Annotated in this window: 13 protein-coding genes; 10 read left to right on the forward strand and 3 right to left on the reverse strand. The window is 33.3% G+C overall.

Going from position 1 to position 14,930, the window contains the following annotated elements:
* Nucleotides 1-131 precede the first annotated feature (131 nt).
* From BQ5367_RS03435 to BQ5367_RS03475, 9 genes are all read left to right on the forward strand, one after another.
* A complete protein-coding gene (locus BQ5367_RS03435) occupies nt 132-698 on the forward strand; it encodes an RNA polymerase sigma factor (protein ID WP_071441164.1) in 567 nt (188 codons plus the stop codon).
* The gene (locus tag BQ5367_RS03440; protein WP_071441165.1) at nt 664-1,401 is read left to right on the forward strand and encodes a hypothetical protein; all 738 of its coding nucleotides are present in this window, start codon (nt 664-666) and stop codon (nt 1,399-1,401) included. Before BQ5367_RS03435 ends, BQ5367_RS03440 begins: the two co-directional genes overlap by 35 nt.
* Nucleotides 1,377-2,264: an ABC transporter ATP-binding protein gene (locus BQ5367_RS03445; RefSeq protein WP_071441166.1), complete on the forward strand. Its 888-nt coding sequence runs from the start codon at nt 1,377-1,379 to the stop codon at nt 2,262-2,264. The genes BQ5367_RS03440 and BQ5367_RS03445 overlap by 25 nt, the downstream gene beginning before the upstream one ends.
* 39 nt (nt 2,265-2,303) lie before the next feature.
* Complete coding sequence (locus tag BQ5367_RS03450; RefSeq protein WP_071441167.1) at nt 2,304-3,779, forward strand: hypothetical protein; 1,476 nt, start codon at nt 2,304-2,306, stop codon at nt 3,777-3,779.
* Nucleotides 3,780-3,781: 2 nt separating this feature from the next.
* Complete coding sequence (locus BQ5367_RS03455) at nt 3,782-5,239, forward strand: ABC transporter permease family protein (RefSeq protein ID WP_071441168.1); 1,458 nt, start codon at nt 3,782-3,784, stop codon at nt 5,237-5,239.
* Nucleotides 5,240-5,241: 2 nt separating this feature from the next.
* Complete coding sequence (locus BQ5367_RS03460; protein WP_071441169.1) at nt 5,242-6,675, forward strand: MFS transporter; 1,434 nt, start codon at nt 5,242-5,244, stop codon at nt 6,673-6,675.
* A 240-nt stretch (nt 6,676-6,915) separates the two neighbouring features.
* Nucleotides 6,916-7,935 (forward strand): hypothetical protein, encoded by a 1,020-nt coding sequence (locus tag BQ5367_RS13635; RefSeq protein WP_071441170.1) that lies wholly within the window; start codon nt 6,916-6,918, stop codon nt 7,933-7,935.
* A 16-nt stretch (nt 7,936-7,951) separates the two neighbouring features.
* Complete coding sequence (locus tag BQ5367_RS03470; RefSeq protein ID WP_071441171.1) at nt 7,952-8,623, forward strand: PspA/IM30 family protein; 672 nt, start codon at nt 7,952-7,954, stop codon at nt 8,621-8,623.
* 195 nt (nt 8,624-8,818) lie between these two features.
* Entirely contained in the window at nt 8,819-10,171 is a 1,353-nt protein-coding gene (locus BQ5367_RS03475; protein WP_071440948.1) for an ISL3 family transposase, read from the forward strand.
* 125 nt (nt 10,172-10,296) lie between these two features.
* Here the strand turns inward: BQ5367_RS03475 and BQ5367_RS03480 are convergent, their stop codons facing one another.
* Entirely contained in the window at nt 10,297-11,319 is a 1,023-nt protein-coding gene (locus tag BQ5367_RS03480; RefSeq protein WP_071441172.1) for a radical SAM family protein, read from the reverse strand.
* A 17-nt stretch (nt 11,320-11,336) separates the two neighbouring features.
* Nucleotides 11,337-12,869, reverse strand: a complete 1,533-nt coding sequence (locus BQ5367_RS03485) for an ATP-binding cassette domain-containing protein (RefSeq protein WP_071441173.1) — start codon at nt 12,867-12,869, stop codon at nt 11,337-11,339.
* Nucleotides 12,870-13,129: 260 nt separating this feature from the next.
* Here BQ5367_RS03485 and BQ5367_RS03490 point away from each other — a divergent pair, with 260 nt between their 5' ends.
* On the forward strand, nt 13,130-14,428 hold the full coding sequence (locus BQ5367_RS03490; RefSeq protein ID WP_071441174.1) for an MFS transporter: 1,299 nt from the start codon (nt 13,130-13,132) through the stop codon (nt 14,426-14,428).
* Here BQ5367_RS03490 and BQ5367_RS03495 read toward each other — a convergent pair.
* Nucleotides 14,425-14,832, reverse strand: a complete 408-nt coding sequence (locus tag BQ5367_RS03495) for a hypothetical protein (RefSeq protein ID WP_071441175.1) — start codon at nt 14,830-14,832, stop codon at nt 14,425-14,427. The genes BQ5367_RS03490 and BQ5367_RS03495 overlap by 4 nt on opposite strands.
* Between the last annotated feature and the right edge of the window lie 98 nt (nt 14,833-14,930).

The raw sequence follows: 14,930 nt of genomic DNA on the forward strand, positions 1-14,930 counted from the left end.
AGTACCTCATTTATTAATTATTATCTTATCAACTTTGAAAGATGAAGTAAAGACTCAATTTTTTGACAAAAATTAAGAAAATAACCAAACTTTTTTCATGGTAGAATTGTTATATAAGTGAAGGGACAAATATGAACAGACGAAAGCTTATCTTACAAATAAAAAATGGCAATCAGGAAGCATTAGAAACAATTATCACCGAAATGTATCCACAGGTGTATGCTTTTCTGTATCGCAAGATGAAACAGAATGATCGAGCCAAAGATATTACCCAAGAGGTATTCTTAAAATTTGTGGAAAATATCGATCAATATAATGAAGAAGATAAGCTGCTCAACTATCTATTTCGCATTGGTATCAATCTTGCCAACAATTATTATAAAAGCTTGAATTATTTGGATGATCGAGAATTGGATGAATCAAGGATCATTATAGAAGAAGATCCTCATGCGATCGTAATGAAAAAAGCGAATCACGATATCATGATGAGATATATCTCACAGTTAAGTGAAATTTCCCGGGAAATTATCATTCTTCGCTATTATCATGAGATGAAATTTAAAGATATTGCTGATATTTTAAAAATACCGGAATCAACAGCTAAATCAAGACATCGACAAGCATTGATGAAATTAGAGGAATTGATGAAAGGAGGCGTGCTGGATGAAAGAAAAAGCGAAATACAAACAGTTTATTGAAATTGATGAAGAACATATGAAAAAAACGATTGAACTTTCAAAGCTAAAACTTTCTAAACGAAAGGTCATGTATGAAGAAAATACACATCAGATCTGGCTGAGCTTCTTTAAGATGGAAAGCATGAAATTTTGCGGGTTATCTGTTTTATCAACGCTTTTCTTCTGTTTTATTTCATTTATTCAGCCAATGAATGGCTACAGTATTTGTCTTATAAATGCTGGTGTTTTAGGAACACTGATCTTATATGATTATATACACGGAAGCATCATGGGAATGGACGAACTGTTGAAATGTGTTAAGTATAACTCATCCAAGATTTTTGTTTATAAATCAAATATATATCTTCTGGTCAGCATTGTATGTACATTATTTTTGAATGTGATATTTTGTGTTCAAAACAACTTTTCTTTTTTACCAACGCTTTTATATAGCTTGATTCCTCTTTATTTTATTAGTGGTTTGGCTCTTTTGATCGTAGACAGGATCAGTAATAAAATGACATTGATCATTACTTATGCCTGCAGTTATTTAGTTGTGTTGTTGTTTTTAAATCAATATGATGTAAGAATCATCAGCAATGCTTTTATTCTTTTTCTTTTATTCATATCGTTTGGTATATACTGCATAAGCATTTATGTTCATTCAACACGAATTTCAATTGAGAAAGGAAATAATTTATGGAACTTATTCTTGAAGGATTAACAAAACAATATTCAAAAACAGTAGCGGTCGATCATGTAGATCTAAAACTCAACAAAGGGGTGATCGGTCTTTTAGGTGCGAATGGGAGCGGTAAGACGACGATCATGAAAATGATTTGTGGGATACTGTCACCAACAACAGGTCATGTTTATTATGATAATCAGGAAATTTTAAAAAATTATGACAGTTATGTGACAAACTTAGGCTATATGCCACAGCAGCTAGGGTTTTATCCATCTTTTACCGTACAGGAATTTTTAGAATATATGAGCGTAGTCAAAGGATTAAAAAAGGAATTTTATAAAAAGAAGATTGATGAGCTTTTGGTACGGTTGAATTTAGAGGATAAGAGAAAGGCTAAGATCAAAAGCTTATCGGGAGGCATGCTTAGACGTTTAGGAATTGCCCAGGCATTATTAAATGAACCAAAGATCCTGATTTTAGATGAACCAACGGCAGGGCTTGATCCAAAAGAAAGGATCGTGCTGCGAAATATGATTTCTCGTATTGGTGAAGAAGCTATTGTTTTACTTTCTACACATATTGTAAGTGATGTAGAGTCCATTGCTGATCAGATTATTTTAATGAAAAAAGGAAAAGTATTATATTATGATGAGCCGGATAAGCTTCTGTTAGAAATGGAAAACAAAGTCTTTGAAGCAAGCTGTAATCGAAAGCAGGCAGAAGAATATATGATGAATCATATTGTTGTCAATGTGAAAAAACATCAGGACGAATATGTTTTACGTATCGTATCAGATAAGCCAATTGAAAATGCTCAAACGGTTGAACCTGGACTAGATGACTTGTATTTATATCATTTCCAGGATGAGGCGATGGAACGTTTAAGTGATCAATTATAAATGGAAGATAGAGTAGAGTGAAATGGGAAAATTTGAAACATGAAAGGGGGGAATGCATTGGGGAAGCTTGTTTATTTTGAAATAAAAAAACTAATGAAGATTAAATTTAATTGTTTTTTGATCTTATTAACATTTATTCTTTGCTTAGGAATTTTATTTATAAAAAATACAAATAGATTATCTTCTAGCAGGCAATATGCTTCTTTTGAGGGAGAAACTCTAAATAATAAAGAAGTTTATCGATATGTAGATACTTTCTTTCATGAACATAGAGGTATTGTTAATGATGAATATATCAATAATTTAAAAGAAGCAGAAAATTTAATCATTCAAGAATATCAGCTTGATGAAATTGATGAAGAAAAAATGATCATGACGTATGGTAAAAACTATCAAGAGATCATACAGGCAGGTATTGATGGAAGCATGAGTGATCATGAAATTTTCGCAATCAATGAGAAAGCAAAAGAAAATAATGAAATTTGTAAATCGGAATCATGTATTTTGACATCCAATGAGGTTGCTTATGAAAAATATGGAATAGAAGAAGTCAATGAAGAAGATCATACATTTACGATAAGATATTTTTATGAAAAAGAAGAAAGCCGAAATCTATTAAATCTTCTTTTATATGGAAGCCAATCTTATACAAATGAATATACAGTAGAATTACTTCATCATAAAGAAGAGAAGGTTGCTGATACAAAGAATTATATCGTAGGAGGAAATGCTAGTAATACGAATTATTGGCGTGTAAGTGAAGATATCGAAGAAGAATATATTGAATGGCAGAATCAGAAATATTTAAATGCTCCAGAGCGAACTGATTCTGGAGTAGGTGCGACGATGTTTGTACAAGCATTAACTACTCAAAATAATCCACTTTTAGTTGTACTGCTTCTATGTATTGTCATCCTTGTTTGTCAGGTTTTTACAATTGATCATGACTATGAAATGGAGTCAATGCTTTTATGTTCAAAAAAAGGCTACAGCAGTGTTATGATCGCTAAAATTATAACGGCGTGCTTAATTCCTTTAGCACTGCTTCTGATCTATCTTTTTTTAGCGTGGATAACTGTCAGCGTGATCGTTCCTATAAGAAATCTGGATATTGTTTATGTTGAGTGGATTGAAAATCGTCCGTTTATATTTGAAGGTATTTATACATATAAAGAAATTTTGTTTACTGAGATGTCTTTGATATTTATGTCATTTTTGGCTGCTTCTGGTATTGCTGCATTTGTTTCGACGCTTTTCAAAAATAAATTTATAGGGCTCATGCTAGTTTCATCTATAATTGTTGTGATGACTTTATATAAAAATATCTTTACTCCAGGTATGATGTTAACAACGATGAATTATCTAAGCTGGAATGGTGTCATGGGTATCAATATGATGAAAGTGGGCACTATGATCGTATCTAAAGCCTTCTGTGCATGTGTACTTTGGTGTCTGATAGATGCAGTATTGTGTATCTTATGTCTTTTAAATCAACGAAGACATATCGTGAGGTAACTATGGTAAAACTAATACAATTTGAATTAAAGAAAATATTTAAAAGTAAATTTAATTTGATATTACTGATCATAGCGATTGTTTTTCAATGTGTTATGCTAAATAAATATGTATTTAATTCTGAATATCCTACTCTTCAAATGAAAGATAATACTGTTCTGTCAGGAATTGATATGTATCTTTATTATGATAATTTTTATATCCAGCATCAAGGTACTGTAAATGATGAATATATCAATGAATGGAAACATGAATATTATGATAAATTAGATGAAGTTCTTGATAAGGAAAAAATGATTCAAATATATGGTGATAACTATAAAGAAATGATGATCGCAGGAGAAAATGGAACATTGAATAAGGAAGAAGTACAAGCCTATGTTGATTTTGTAAAAGAAAGGAGTCAGAAATTGAATTTAGAGTATGCTCCGATATCTTTTTCTGAAGAAAATCCTCATAATTTTCATATTGATCTATATTTTGAGTCTGAAATGGAAGAATATGTATATACCTTAAAAGAATTATACTTTGGTTCCAACTTTGAAAATGAAAATAACTATTTGAATATTCTTAACCAATCAAAAGATCATAAAATAATAGCTTCCGAGATTGACGGTGAAGTAGAAATCAAAGATTTAGGTTTCTTGGAATATTTGGATCATCCTGAATATGAACTTATTTCTCAGCTGAATATGAATCAAATAAACTGGTTAAATGTAAAATGTGAAAATGTACCATCTCTGATGGATACTACAATAGGGGCAGGAATTCTTAATCATGCATTTGGTGAATTTATAATTAATTTAATTTATTTTTTATGGCTCATTGTAGTATGCTCGAATTTATTTGTGTGTGAAAATGATAAGCAAACGGATGCGCTCTTAGCATGTTCCAAAGGGTATAAAAAAATAACAATGGCTAAAATTTTGACGATGTTTCTGTTAAGCCTCACAGTATTCTTGTTAAGCATATTTATAAACTCTATTTCTGTTTTAACATCATTTCAAATCAAAAATCTTCATCTTGCATCTTATGGTTTTTCTATCATTTATTCTGGATTGACAGTAATCTTGTATACTTGTTATGAATTATTAGCAAGGCAAATGGGATTGATATTTTGTAGCTTTTTGTGTGTGGCAGGATTGAGTGCTTTTCTATCATGTTTTACGAAAAGTCGCTTTATAAGTGCGGTGTTCATGATGATGTTTGTAGTATTACCGATGTTTTTACCAATGTTCACAAACGGAAACATATTGTTTTCCCTTATGCCGTTAATTATGAATCATACCACAACGTATTTTAGTTTGAACTATGGTATGGCTGGTTTAATTTCTCCCATTGTTGATCTAGGCGGTACAATCATTCATACCGCAACCCTTGTCTGTCTATTCTGGATCATTGTTTCAATTATTCTTATGATTGGCTGTTATATAAAACAACAAAGACACATCGTGAGGTAACTATGATAAAATTAATACAATTCGAATTAAAGAAAATATTTAAAAGTAAATTTAATCTGTTATTGTTGATTTTGATATTTGGTACATGTTTCTATATGATAAGAGAACAGTCATCTCGTCATTATTATCCTTTTGAAGGAGAAAATATTTCATTAGAAGGAGAAACTTTAAGTGATATCGAAACAATGCGATATTTAGATGAGTTCAAACATCTTCATGCTGGAAATGTAGATGAAAATTATCTTAAAGAAATGCAGGATTTATATAACTCTTATATTGAAAAGTTCCAAATGGATGAATTGGATGATGAATTGATGAAAAAGGCATATGGAGATAATTATCTTGAAATCATAGAAGCTGGAATGAATGGTAGCATGTCTGAAAGTGAAATTGAAGAGTTACGACAAAAAATATATGATGCACAAGATAGTTCTGAAATCCAATATGGTGTATATTGGCCAGATATTTATTATAATGAAGATGGAACATTTTCATTAAATATATTCTATAAGAATCAGGATAAATCTAGAATATTGTCGATGTTATTTAGTCCTTCTTATGAAATGCTGGCAAATAAAGAAGAACATCTTATTAATTATAATGATATAAAAAATAAAAATTATGAGATGCATGAATATGATAGTAGTCGTATTGACTTTCATTCAGGTTTTCTACGGGCAGAGTATATAACAGAAGATGAGCTTGCCTTATTAAATGAAGATTACGTAAACTGGTTGAACCATAAGTTCTTATCAAATTCTACTTATGCTGATTCAGAGGTTGGTTTAGAAACATTAAATAGGATGATTGGTGATTCGAGCATGGTATTGAGCCGGTTACTGCTGATCTTGTTGATAGTTGTTTTATGTGCAGATGTATTTTCTATTGAAAGATCAAATTATGTCGATCAGCTATTAGCTTGTTCACAAAAAGGAAATCGACAGGTGTATGTTGCGAAATGGATCACAATGCTGATTCTATCCATATTAATTTGTATTGGGTATGTGATCATGGCAGTAGGCTATGTAAGATATCTTGTACCAATAAGAAACTGGAATTTAGTTTCAGAATCACAGTTCTTTCTTTTTACTTATAAAGAGCTGATCTTAAACAATATAGGTGTACTTTTGACAGCTTTATTGGCAACGGCATCTATGACAGGCTTTTTATCTTGTGTTACTAAAAATCGCTTTGCAAGTGCTATTGTCAGTCTGTGTATTCTTTTATTTCCGTTTTTTACAGGAAATTGGCCAGGTCCATATAAAAATATTCCAAGTATGATTGTTTATGGTACTGACCTTTGGTGGGGTGAATTTAAAAGCATAGGTGGTGTTATGGCGTCGTCGCTGATTTTGACAGCCTCACTTTGGCTAATAATAAGTTTAGTCATATTTGTGATTGGCTATATTAAAGAAAGAAGGCATGTTGTTAGTTAGAGGTGAAATAGAAAGGTGTGTCTTTATGCTCGCCTAAATTTGATTTCACTAAGTATCATCGTAACGCCATTGGTAGTTGATGAATTTTGTGACTGGGAAATTAATTCTATAAATTTAGGATCATTTTTGATCCTTTTCTTTTAGATATAACACTGATGAAACAATAACACTTTTGTCATTTCAAATAGTATTTGAATTTTATTTTTGATATAATTGATTCATAAAAATGGAGGTGATGTTTTGGGCAGAAGTGGTGGAGGCCGCAGTGGCGGCGGGTCCCGAAGCGGAGGCGGATTTAGAGGAGGTCGTTCTTCTGGAGGCTTCAGAGGAGGCGGACGTTCATCCTTTGGAAGGTCATCTTTTGGAAGATCTTCAAATAGTTATCATCATTCACCGCCACCGCCAAGACCAAGAGGACCGGTATTTATAAGGGGGCCACGATATCGGGGACCACGTTATTATCGTTCTGGCGGTTCGATATTTGGCACGATTCTAGCATTTATCATACTTGGTTTTATCATCATAACGTTATTTGGCACTTTAACAATAGGCGGATTGTTCAATTCTTCATCTGATATACCAGAGAATACAACACAAAGAGAGCCATTGGCTGGAGTTGTCAACAAAACAGACTGGTATGAAGATGAACTAGGATGGATACGAAGCAGTAATGTGCTTATTGATGGTCTGGAAGATTTCTATACTGATACAGGTATTCAGCCTTATGTCGTTCTACTTGGGTACAGTGATGAATATTGGAACGGAAGTACATTTGATCCTACAGCGGCAGATAATTATCTGGAAACTTTATATGATGAAAGATTTACAGATGAAGGGCATTTCATTTTTGCCTATTTCTCTTGTCCTAATGATTCAGAATATGAAATGGATGGAGAATTCCGTTATCTAAGTGGCTATGCTGCTGACAGCATTATGGATAATGAAGCTATTTCAATTTTATGGGGAAATTTTGAAAAGAACTATTATAATACTTCCTTATCAATTGAAGAAATGATTGGTGAAACTTTTAAAGATACTGGAGAATCTATCATGAGTCGTCCTACTAATGGCTGGGATGTTATGAAAATTGTGGTGATTGCCGGTGGAGCTGTTCTTGTTGTCTTTATAATTTATAAGATCATCAAGAGCAAGCATCAAAGAGAAAAAGAAAAAGAGGAATATACAAAGGAAATTTTAGAGAAACCTTTGGAAACATTCGGTACAGATACAAGTGATCTGGAAGAAAAATATGGTGAGTGAAAGGAGAACATACACTATGGGAATACTTGCAAGATTTAAAGATATTATGTCTGCCAACATTAATGCGCTTTTGGATAAGTGCGAAGATCCGGCAAAAATGATTGATGAATATATGCGTCAGTTAACAGAAGAATTAGCTGATGTGAAAAAAGAAACAGCAGGTGTCATGGCCGAAGAAAAGCGTACAAAGCGTATGCTGGATGAAAATAATGAACAAATTGAAAAATATGATACAATGGCTAGAAAGGCATTGGCTGCTGGAAATGAAGATGATGCACGCATTCTTCTAACAAAGAAGCAAGAATATGTAACAAATGGTGCGGATATTCAAAAGTCATATGATATAGCTCATGCGAACGCTACAAAGATGCGTGAAATGCATGATAAACTGACAAAAGATATTCAGACACTTGAACAGCGCAGAGCAAATGTAAAGGCTAAGGTAGCTGTTGCGAAGACACAGGAAAAGATCAATAAGGTTACAGGTTCAATGGATGCTGCAAGCAGTTCTATGAGAGCTTTTGAAAGAATGGAAGAAAAAGCCGATCGTATGTTGGATCAGGCAAATGCTATGGCTGAATTAAATGAAGAATTAGATCCTGTGGAAGATCTGGAAGCAAAATATTCAGGTGCATCTGCAACTGTTGAAGATGAACTTGAAAAAATGAAAAAAGAAATGGGACTGTAGTAAAAAATCCTGTTATTGGAATAAACCAATAGCAGGATTTTATGGTATATTAAATTATCGTGGGAAATGATCCCTGCTTTAAATTTTGAGTGGGATAAGACTTTCCTCGCTTTAAATTTTAGATGGGGTTAAAAAAACTACCTCGCTTTGATAGAATTTTACTGGTCTATTTCATTCTTATCAAAGGAGGTAGCTATGAATCATTCTATCATTAATGCTTTAAATTTAAAAGAGGAAGAAATTGATTCCATTGAGTCTGTTTCTTCCTTTCATAATGAGGATTTCCTCATCACTCTGAATCTCAAAGACCATATCTGTCCGAATTGCGGCTCTCTGACTCGTTCCATCAAGGACTATAAGATCCGCAAGCTCCACATGAAGATCTTTATTCGCTTCAATTCTATTGTCTATTATAAGCGAAGACGTCTGAAATGCGAACACTGTGGAAAGTCTTTTGTGGAAAACCATCCTTTCGGTTCCACCCGCAAGTCGGTGGCTCCTTCCACGATCATCAGCGTGCTGGAAGCTCTGAAGCCTTACAACTCTACGTTTTCCTCTGTTGCGTCCACTTACGGACTCTCGGTCGGAACGGTTGTCGATATCTTTGATAAACATGTCCAAATCCCAAGAAAACACTTAACAGATATCCTGTGCTGGGATGAATTCTATTTCAACCGGCGCTCACGCTATAAATATGCTTTCATCATGATGGATTTCCATAAGAAAGTCATCCTCGATATTTTTGAATCCAGACATGTCCAACATTTAAGTGACTATTTCTATTCCATCCCTTTGCAGGAAAGAAAAGCTGTAAAGTATATCATCATCGATATGTACCGCAACTACAGGGATATTGCCTCTGTGTATTTCCCCGATGCTGCTGTCTGCATCGATCCGTTCCACGCTGCTAAAAGAGTCAATGATGCACTGAACACTCTGAGAAAACGGATCATGCGCAGGAAGAAAGAAAACGGTGATATGTTTTCCTACAGCCTTCTGAAAAACAGATACGAGCTGTTACTGAAGAATCGAAATGAACTGGAATTCGAAAAGAAGAAAAAGGATATGATTCTGGGTTATTCCATCACAGAAAGGGATCTGGCTGATCTGCTTCTTCAAATGGATAGCCATTTAAAAACAGCTTATTTTCTAAAGGAAAGATTTATTCGCTTCAACAGCAGCGACAGGAAGCGTTTCACCAATCGGAAGACAAAAGAAGAAGAGCTGAATAAACTTTTCAAGGATATGCTCGATTCAGGCATTGAGGAAATGAAGGGATGTGCGGGGACTCTTCGAAGCTGGAAGGAGGAAATCCTAAATTCATTTGTATGGATTGATGAAAGGCGTTTATCAAACGGACCTATCGAAGGAAAGAATACTTATATAAAAAAGATCATCAGCAATGCCAACGGATTTACTAATTTTGAGAGAGCAAGGAACAAGTTTCTTTATTCGCAGAACCTATATGAAACTTACTCTATTACTGAAAAGAAGACAAAAGTCAAAAGAAAAGGCGCCAAAAGAGGCACCTATAGGAAACATAAATAACCTTTAATTAATGATTGATTTTTAGAATGAAAGTAGGCTCCTTTAAAATTTCAGCGGGGTAAATTCACCCCGCTAATATTTAAAGGTTTTTTTATTTTTCCCCGCTATTTTTTAAAGCGCCGATTTTATTTTAGAAGCAAATAATAGAGACAACTAGCAATATCCGGATAAACATAGTTTTTGTCAGAAGGTGTCAAGCCAAATAATTGATCATAAGAATAATTTTTTAGATGAATATGACTACTGTCATAGTAGTTAGGTTTAGCTTGTAGAATCGACTGAAGAATTTCTTCAGATGTTAAATCATTAAGGTTACCGATAAGTTGTGAAGTAGCACCAGTATTGCCATAATAGAAGTTAAGCTGCTGATCAACTTTGAAAAAGGCCTGTTTAGGTTCATTTTCAAAGAAATCTTTTAAATACTCTTCACTTAGTGATGCCAATATTTTCTTTTCATTAAAGTTTGTTACTTGTTTTTTGATTTCACTGCTGTCAATATGCCTTTGATCCATGAAATCGAATAAAATAGGATAATCTTCATGTGCAAGACGTAATTTCTGATAGTTTATCATACGAGTCGTAGGCATAAAATTAGGAATCACAAAGAAAAAATCATCATAAGGTATTTCATGAAGAAGCTGATCGATAGCATCAAGATCTTCGATTAGATATTGGCTGATCATAAAGCTTAAAAAGACTTTGATCCCTTTATTATGCAAATAAATAGCTGTCTCTTTTAATACATCAAATCCTTGTTCGTTATGAACGATTTCATTGTGATGTTTCTTTCCACCATGGAAAGTTAAACCAGCATAGGGTGTACCGTATTTGACTAATAATGATAAAATATCATCTTTATCTTTTCTTTTCATTAAGGCAATTCCCGTTGTTGAACCATGATGATAATAATAATCATGAACTTCTTGATGGGTGAATTGCAGTATTTCTAGAGCTTGTGGATGATTATATAACTCATTATCTAAAGTAAAAGAACAAGATTTATTTAATTTTTCAAAAACTGGTCTTAGTTTTTGAATACATTTCTGATAATCGCTGAAGGACATGATTTTTTCATAGCCTCCATTTACATAGCAGTGCTGGCAACTCGTATTACATCCAGCAACTAAAATATCAATATTATATTCCATAATACATCTCCTTGTTATTATTCCAATAGAATTAGTCTTTCATTTTTTATCTGATAAACCTTGTCACAGACCTCATCAATATATTTACGATCATGGCTTACAGAAATAATAGCCCCATCAAAATCATTTAAAATATTTCTTAATATTGGATTACTGAGTGGTGATAAGTTACGGGTTGGCTCATCCAGGATAAGAACGTTACACTTTTCCATGATAAAACGAATTAAAAATAGTTTAGCTTTTTGTCCTTCACTACACTCTTGAATCTTTTGAACCATTTCATCACGAGTAAATTTCATTCTTCCTAACATCGTACGAGCTTGAGTAATTTGTTCACTTGTCTTTTCAAAAGCTAAAAAGGATAGGGGTGAATCATCAGGATTCATCTTTTCAATATAGTTTTGTGGCATATAGCCAATCTTTAAATCCTTTCTATCTTTTAAATCTTCATAGATTTTTCTTAAGAGCGTTGTTTTACCACAGCCATTATCACCAATGATCACAACTTTTTCATTTCCTTTGACAAATAAATTGACATCTTGAATTAAAAGATGCTCATCAGCATGAATAGAGTCATAATGTAGATCACAGATGATTTTCTGTTTATTCCAATCGAAAGGATCAAAGTAGACATCGATTGCTTCTTCTAATGTATCCAGCTTTGTGTAACCTTCTTTTTCATAACGCTTTTCCATAGATTTTAAGGAATGCATCTTCTTTTTTAAGAGTCGTCCTTTTGCTGGATTCTGACGAGTGATCGTATTTTGATAATGATGAACACTATTCATGATATCATTGAGCTTTCGTTGTTTCTCAAGATATTCCTGCTTCTCTTTATGAGCTAACTGTTCTTCTCTTTCAATCGATCTTTGTCTTGTTTCTAAAAAAGAAGAATAGGATCCATGATAAAAGGAATGCCGAACCTTTGTTTTCTTATTGACCTGTTCCAGTAAGAGAATATCAGTCGCACATCTTTCAAGCAAGGTTTCATCATGAGAGATAAACAAGATACCATGTTCATATTCAATCATAAAATTTTCCAGCCATTCTAATGTTGATATATCTAAATCATTGGTAGGTTCATCTAAAAACAGCATCGTTACAGGCTCCATTAGTATTTTTAATAGCTGTAGCTTAACTTTTTCACCACCGCTTAAATGCTGAATCAATGTTTCTCTTTCCACAAAATCACTTGATAAATGTAGTTTTATACATAATTCTTTGATTTTTTGAAGTTCATTATATTTTTCTGGCGCAATGATGTCATTCACATTTTCTTTTAAACAATATTCATAAGGTGTGCTTTGATTCCATGAAGGATCAAACACTTGTGAAAGATAACCGATATTTTCATGTGTCCGATCAATTCTTCCACTTATATTGACATAAGATAGCTCCATACCTAAAAGAGCCTTCATAAGCGTACTTTTTCCATTACCTTCTTCTCCGATAATAGCCATCTTGTCTTTATCGTTAAGAACCATATCAAAATGATCAAGTAATGTTTTTCCTAAATGATTTGTAATCGTTAAATTTTTAACAGTGAGCATCTTCATACCTCCTTTGGTATGAATGACAAAGTGCGCAATAAAAAACATCTAAACAAAGATTCAACTTTCATGTTTTCTTACGCATTCTTCATCTTCTCACTCCTTTGCTTCTTCAATCATATCACAAAGATGAAGCTGTTTCAATCATTGGAAAGCCCTTTATTTCCATTGATTTTACATATTCTTTGCAAAAGGATACTGTTTAAAAATAAATGAATATGATAAAATTAAAAAGTATTATGTGAATAGAGGTAGAAAATATGTTTATAAAACTATTGAAAAAGATGGGGTTTAATTTACAAGAAAGCAGCTGGATTCTTTATGATGTTGCCAATTCAGCACAGACATTGACAACGATGACAGTGCTATTCCCACTTCTGATTGGATTTATTGCTCCTGAAAATGAAGGAAGTATCTGGGTCGGATGGGGAAATACGATTTATGCGTTGATTCTGGCTTTTCTTTCTCCGGTATTAGGAACGATTGCTGATTATAAGGACAAGAAGATGAAATTCTTCAAGTTTTTCTTAGCGGTAGGAATTATTGGAGGTTTCTTATTAGCCTTACCAATCTTTGATTATCGCACATGTGTTGTTATTTATGTCATTGCGATGATTGGTTATACTGCTGCTAATATTTTCTATGATGCATTTTTAGTGGATGTTACTACAGATGAAAGAATGCATAAGGTGAGCAGTGCAGGATATGCATGGGGTTATATTGGCAGTGCTATTCCATTCTGTATTTTCATCATTCCATTTGCAATCGTAACTTTTTTTGGAGATGCGAATGGTGATTTGGTGCTAGGTGGCTTTACGCTGACGTATCGTATGGCTATCATGATTTCAATGCTGGCGGCAGTATTCTGGTGGGCTTATCATTCCCGTCCGTTTATTAAAAATGTGAAACAGCTTCATTATCATGAGGAAGAAGACCATTTTGTTCGCAAGAGTTTCCAGCGTCTGGCAGATTCTTTTAGAAATATTAAGAAAAATAGAAATATCTTTATTTTCTGTATTGCTTATTTCTTCTATATCGATGCGGTTAATACGGTTATATCCATGGCTGTTTCTTTAGTTACAGATATGGGTGTCAGTGATGTCGTATCGCTTATGGTCGTTATCTTCATTAATATCATCGCTTGTCCGGGAGCCATTATTTTTGGTAAGCTGACGGATAAATTTGGTGGAAAACCAATGATCTTTACGGCAATTGCCGGATATTTTATCGTCGTACTTGTTGGTTCACAAATTTATAGAAATACGAATTTAATTTGGGCATTGGGCTTTTTAGTAGGCTGTTTCCAAGGCGGTATTCAGGCTGTATCTCGTTCTTACTACACGCTATTGATTCCAAGTAAAGAAGATACAAATGAGTACTTTGGGTTTTTTGAAATCTTTTCTAAGTTCTCAGCTATTCTGGGACCATTCATTATTACGATCGTAGTTACGATTACAGAAAGAGCAGAGTATGGTATTTTAGGATTGATTCCATCATTGGTGATTGGTGCACTTCTTTTAGCCTTTGTAAAGGATCCGAAAAAACAGGTGAAGGGTTAATCTTCACCTTTTAATATGTCTACGATTTTTTGAATTTCATGATATCCTTTGGTGTTTAATTCAATATGCAGGATGACTAAAGATATGGGCTGTTGATTTTTATAGCCGATACATAGATATTGGTTTTCGAATATACATAAAGCTTCAAAATGTACATCTTTGATTTTCTTTGTAGCTTGATTAAAGGCAATTTGCTGATTTTCATTGGGTTTTTGCCAGTCAGGGAAAATGGTAATTGGATGGATAGGTTTGATGTTTAATGGAAGCAGACTGATTTTTTGACCTGCTAATACAAGAAATGACTGATGGGACATTTGAATATGGATAAAAGGTGTTTGATTATGAAACCTTATTTCAGATTCAAAAGGGTATGTAATTTGATATTTTCTTTGTAGATATTTCATAGTACCATCATAACTGATTTGTGGATAAAGTAAAGTAAAACGATTTATATTGATTGCAAAGTAGGCAAGTGTTAAAATGGAAACGTAAAGCGAGGGAA

Source organism: Traorella massiliensis, from assembly GCF_900104665.1.
GTDB lineage: Bacteria > Bacillota_I > Bacilli_A > Erysipelotrichales > Erysipelotrichaceae > Traorella > Traorella massiliensis.

Coding starts and splice junctions, on each gene's coding strand:
- BQ5367_RS03445 (WP_071441166.1), top strand. CDS start 1,377: ATGGAACTTATTCTTGAAGGATTAACAAAACAATATTCAAAAACAGTA.
- BQ5367_RS03485 (WP_071441173.1), bottom strand. CDS start 12,869: ATGCTCACTGTTAAAAATTTAACGATTACAAATCATTTAGGAAAAACA.
- BQ5367_RS03440 (WP_071441165.1), top strand. CDS start 664: ATGAAAGAAAAAGCGAAATACAAACAGTTTATTGAAATTGATGAAGAA.
- BQ5367_RS03460 (WP_071441169.1), top strand. CDS start 5,242: ATGATAAAATTAATACAATTCGAATTAAAGAAAATATTTAAAAGTAAA.
- BQ5367_RS03490 (WP_071441174.1), top strand. CDS start 13,130: ATGTTTATAAAACTATTGAAAAAGATGGGGTTTAATTTACAAGAAAGC.
- BQ5367_RS03455 (WP_071441168.1), top strand. CDS start 3,782: ATGGTAAAACTAATACAATTTGAATTAAAGAAAATATTTAAAAGTAAA.
- BQ5367_RS03470 (WP_071441171.1), top strand. CDS start 7,952: ATGGGAATACTTGCAAGATTTAAAGATATTATGTCTGCCAACATTAAT.
- BQ5367_RS03475 (WP_071440948.1), top strand. CDS start 8,819: ATGAATCATTCTATCATTAATGCTTTAAATTTAAAAGAGGAAGAAATT.
- BQ5367_RS03450 (WP_071441167.1), top strand. CDS start 2,304: ATGAAAGGGGGGAATGCATTGGGGAAGCTTGTTTATTTTGAAATAAAA.
- BQ5367_RS03480 (WP_071441172.1), bottom strand. CDS start 11,319: ATGGAATATAATATTGATATTTTAGTTGCTGGATGTAATACGAGTTGC.
- BQ5367_RS03435 (WP_071441164.1), top strand. CDS start 132: ATGAACAGACGAAAGCTTATCTTACAAATAAAAAATGGCAATCAGGAA.
- BQ5367_RS03495 (WP_071441175.1), bottom strand. CDS start 14,832: ATGAAATATCTACAAAGAAAATATCAAATTACATACCCTTTTGAATCT.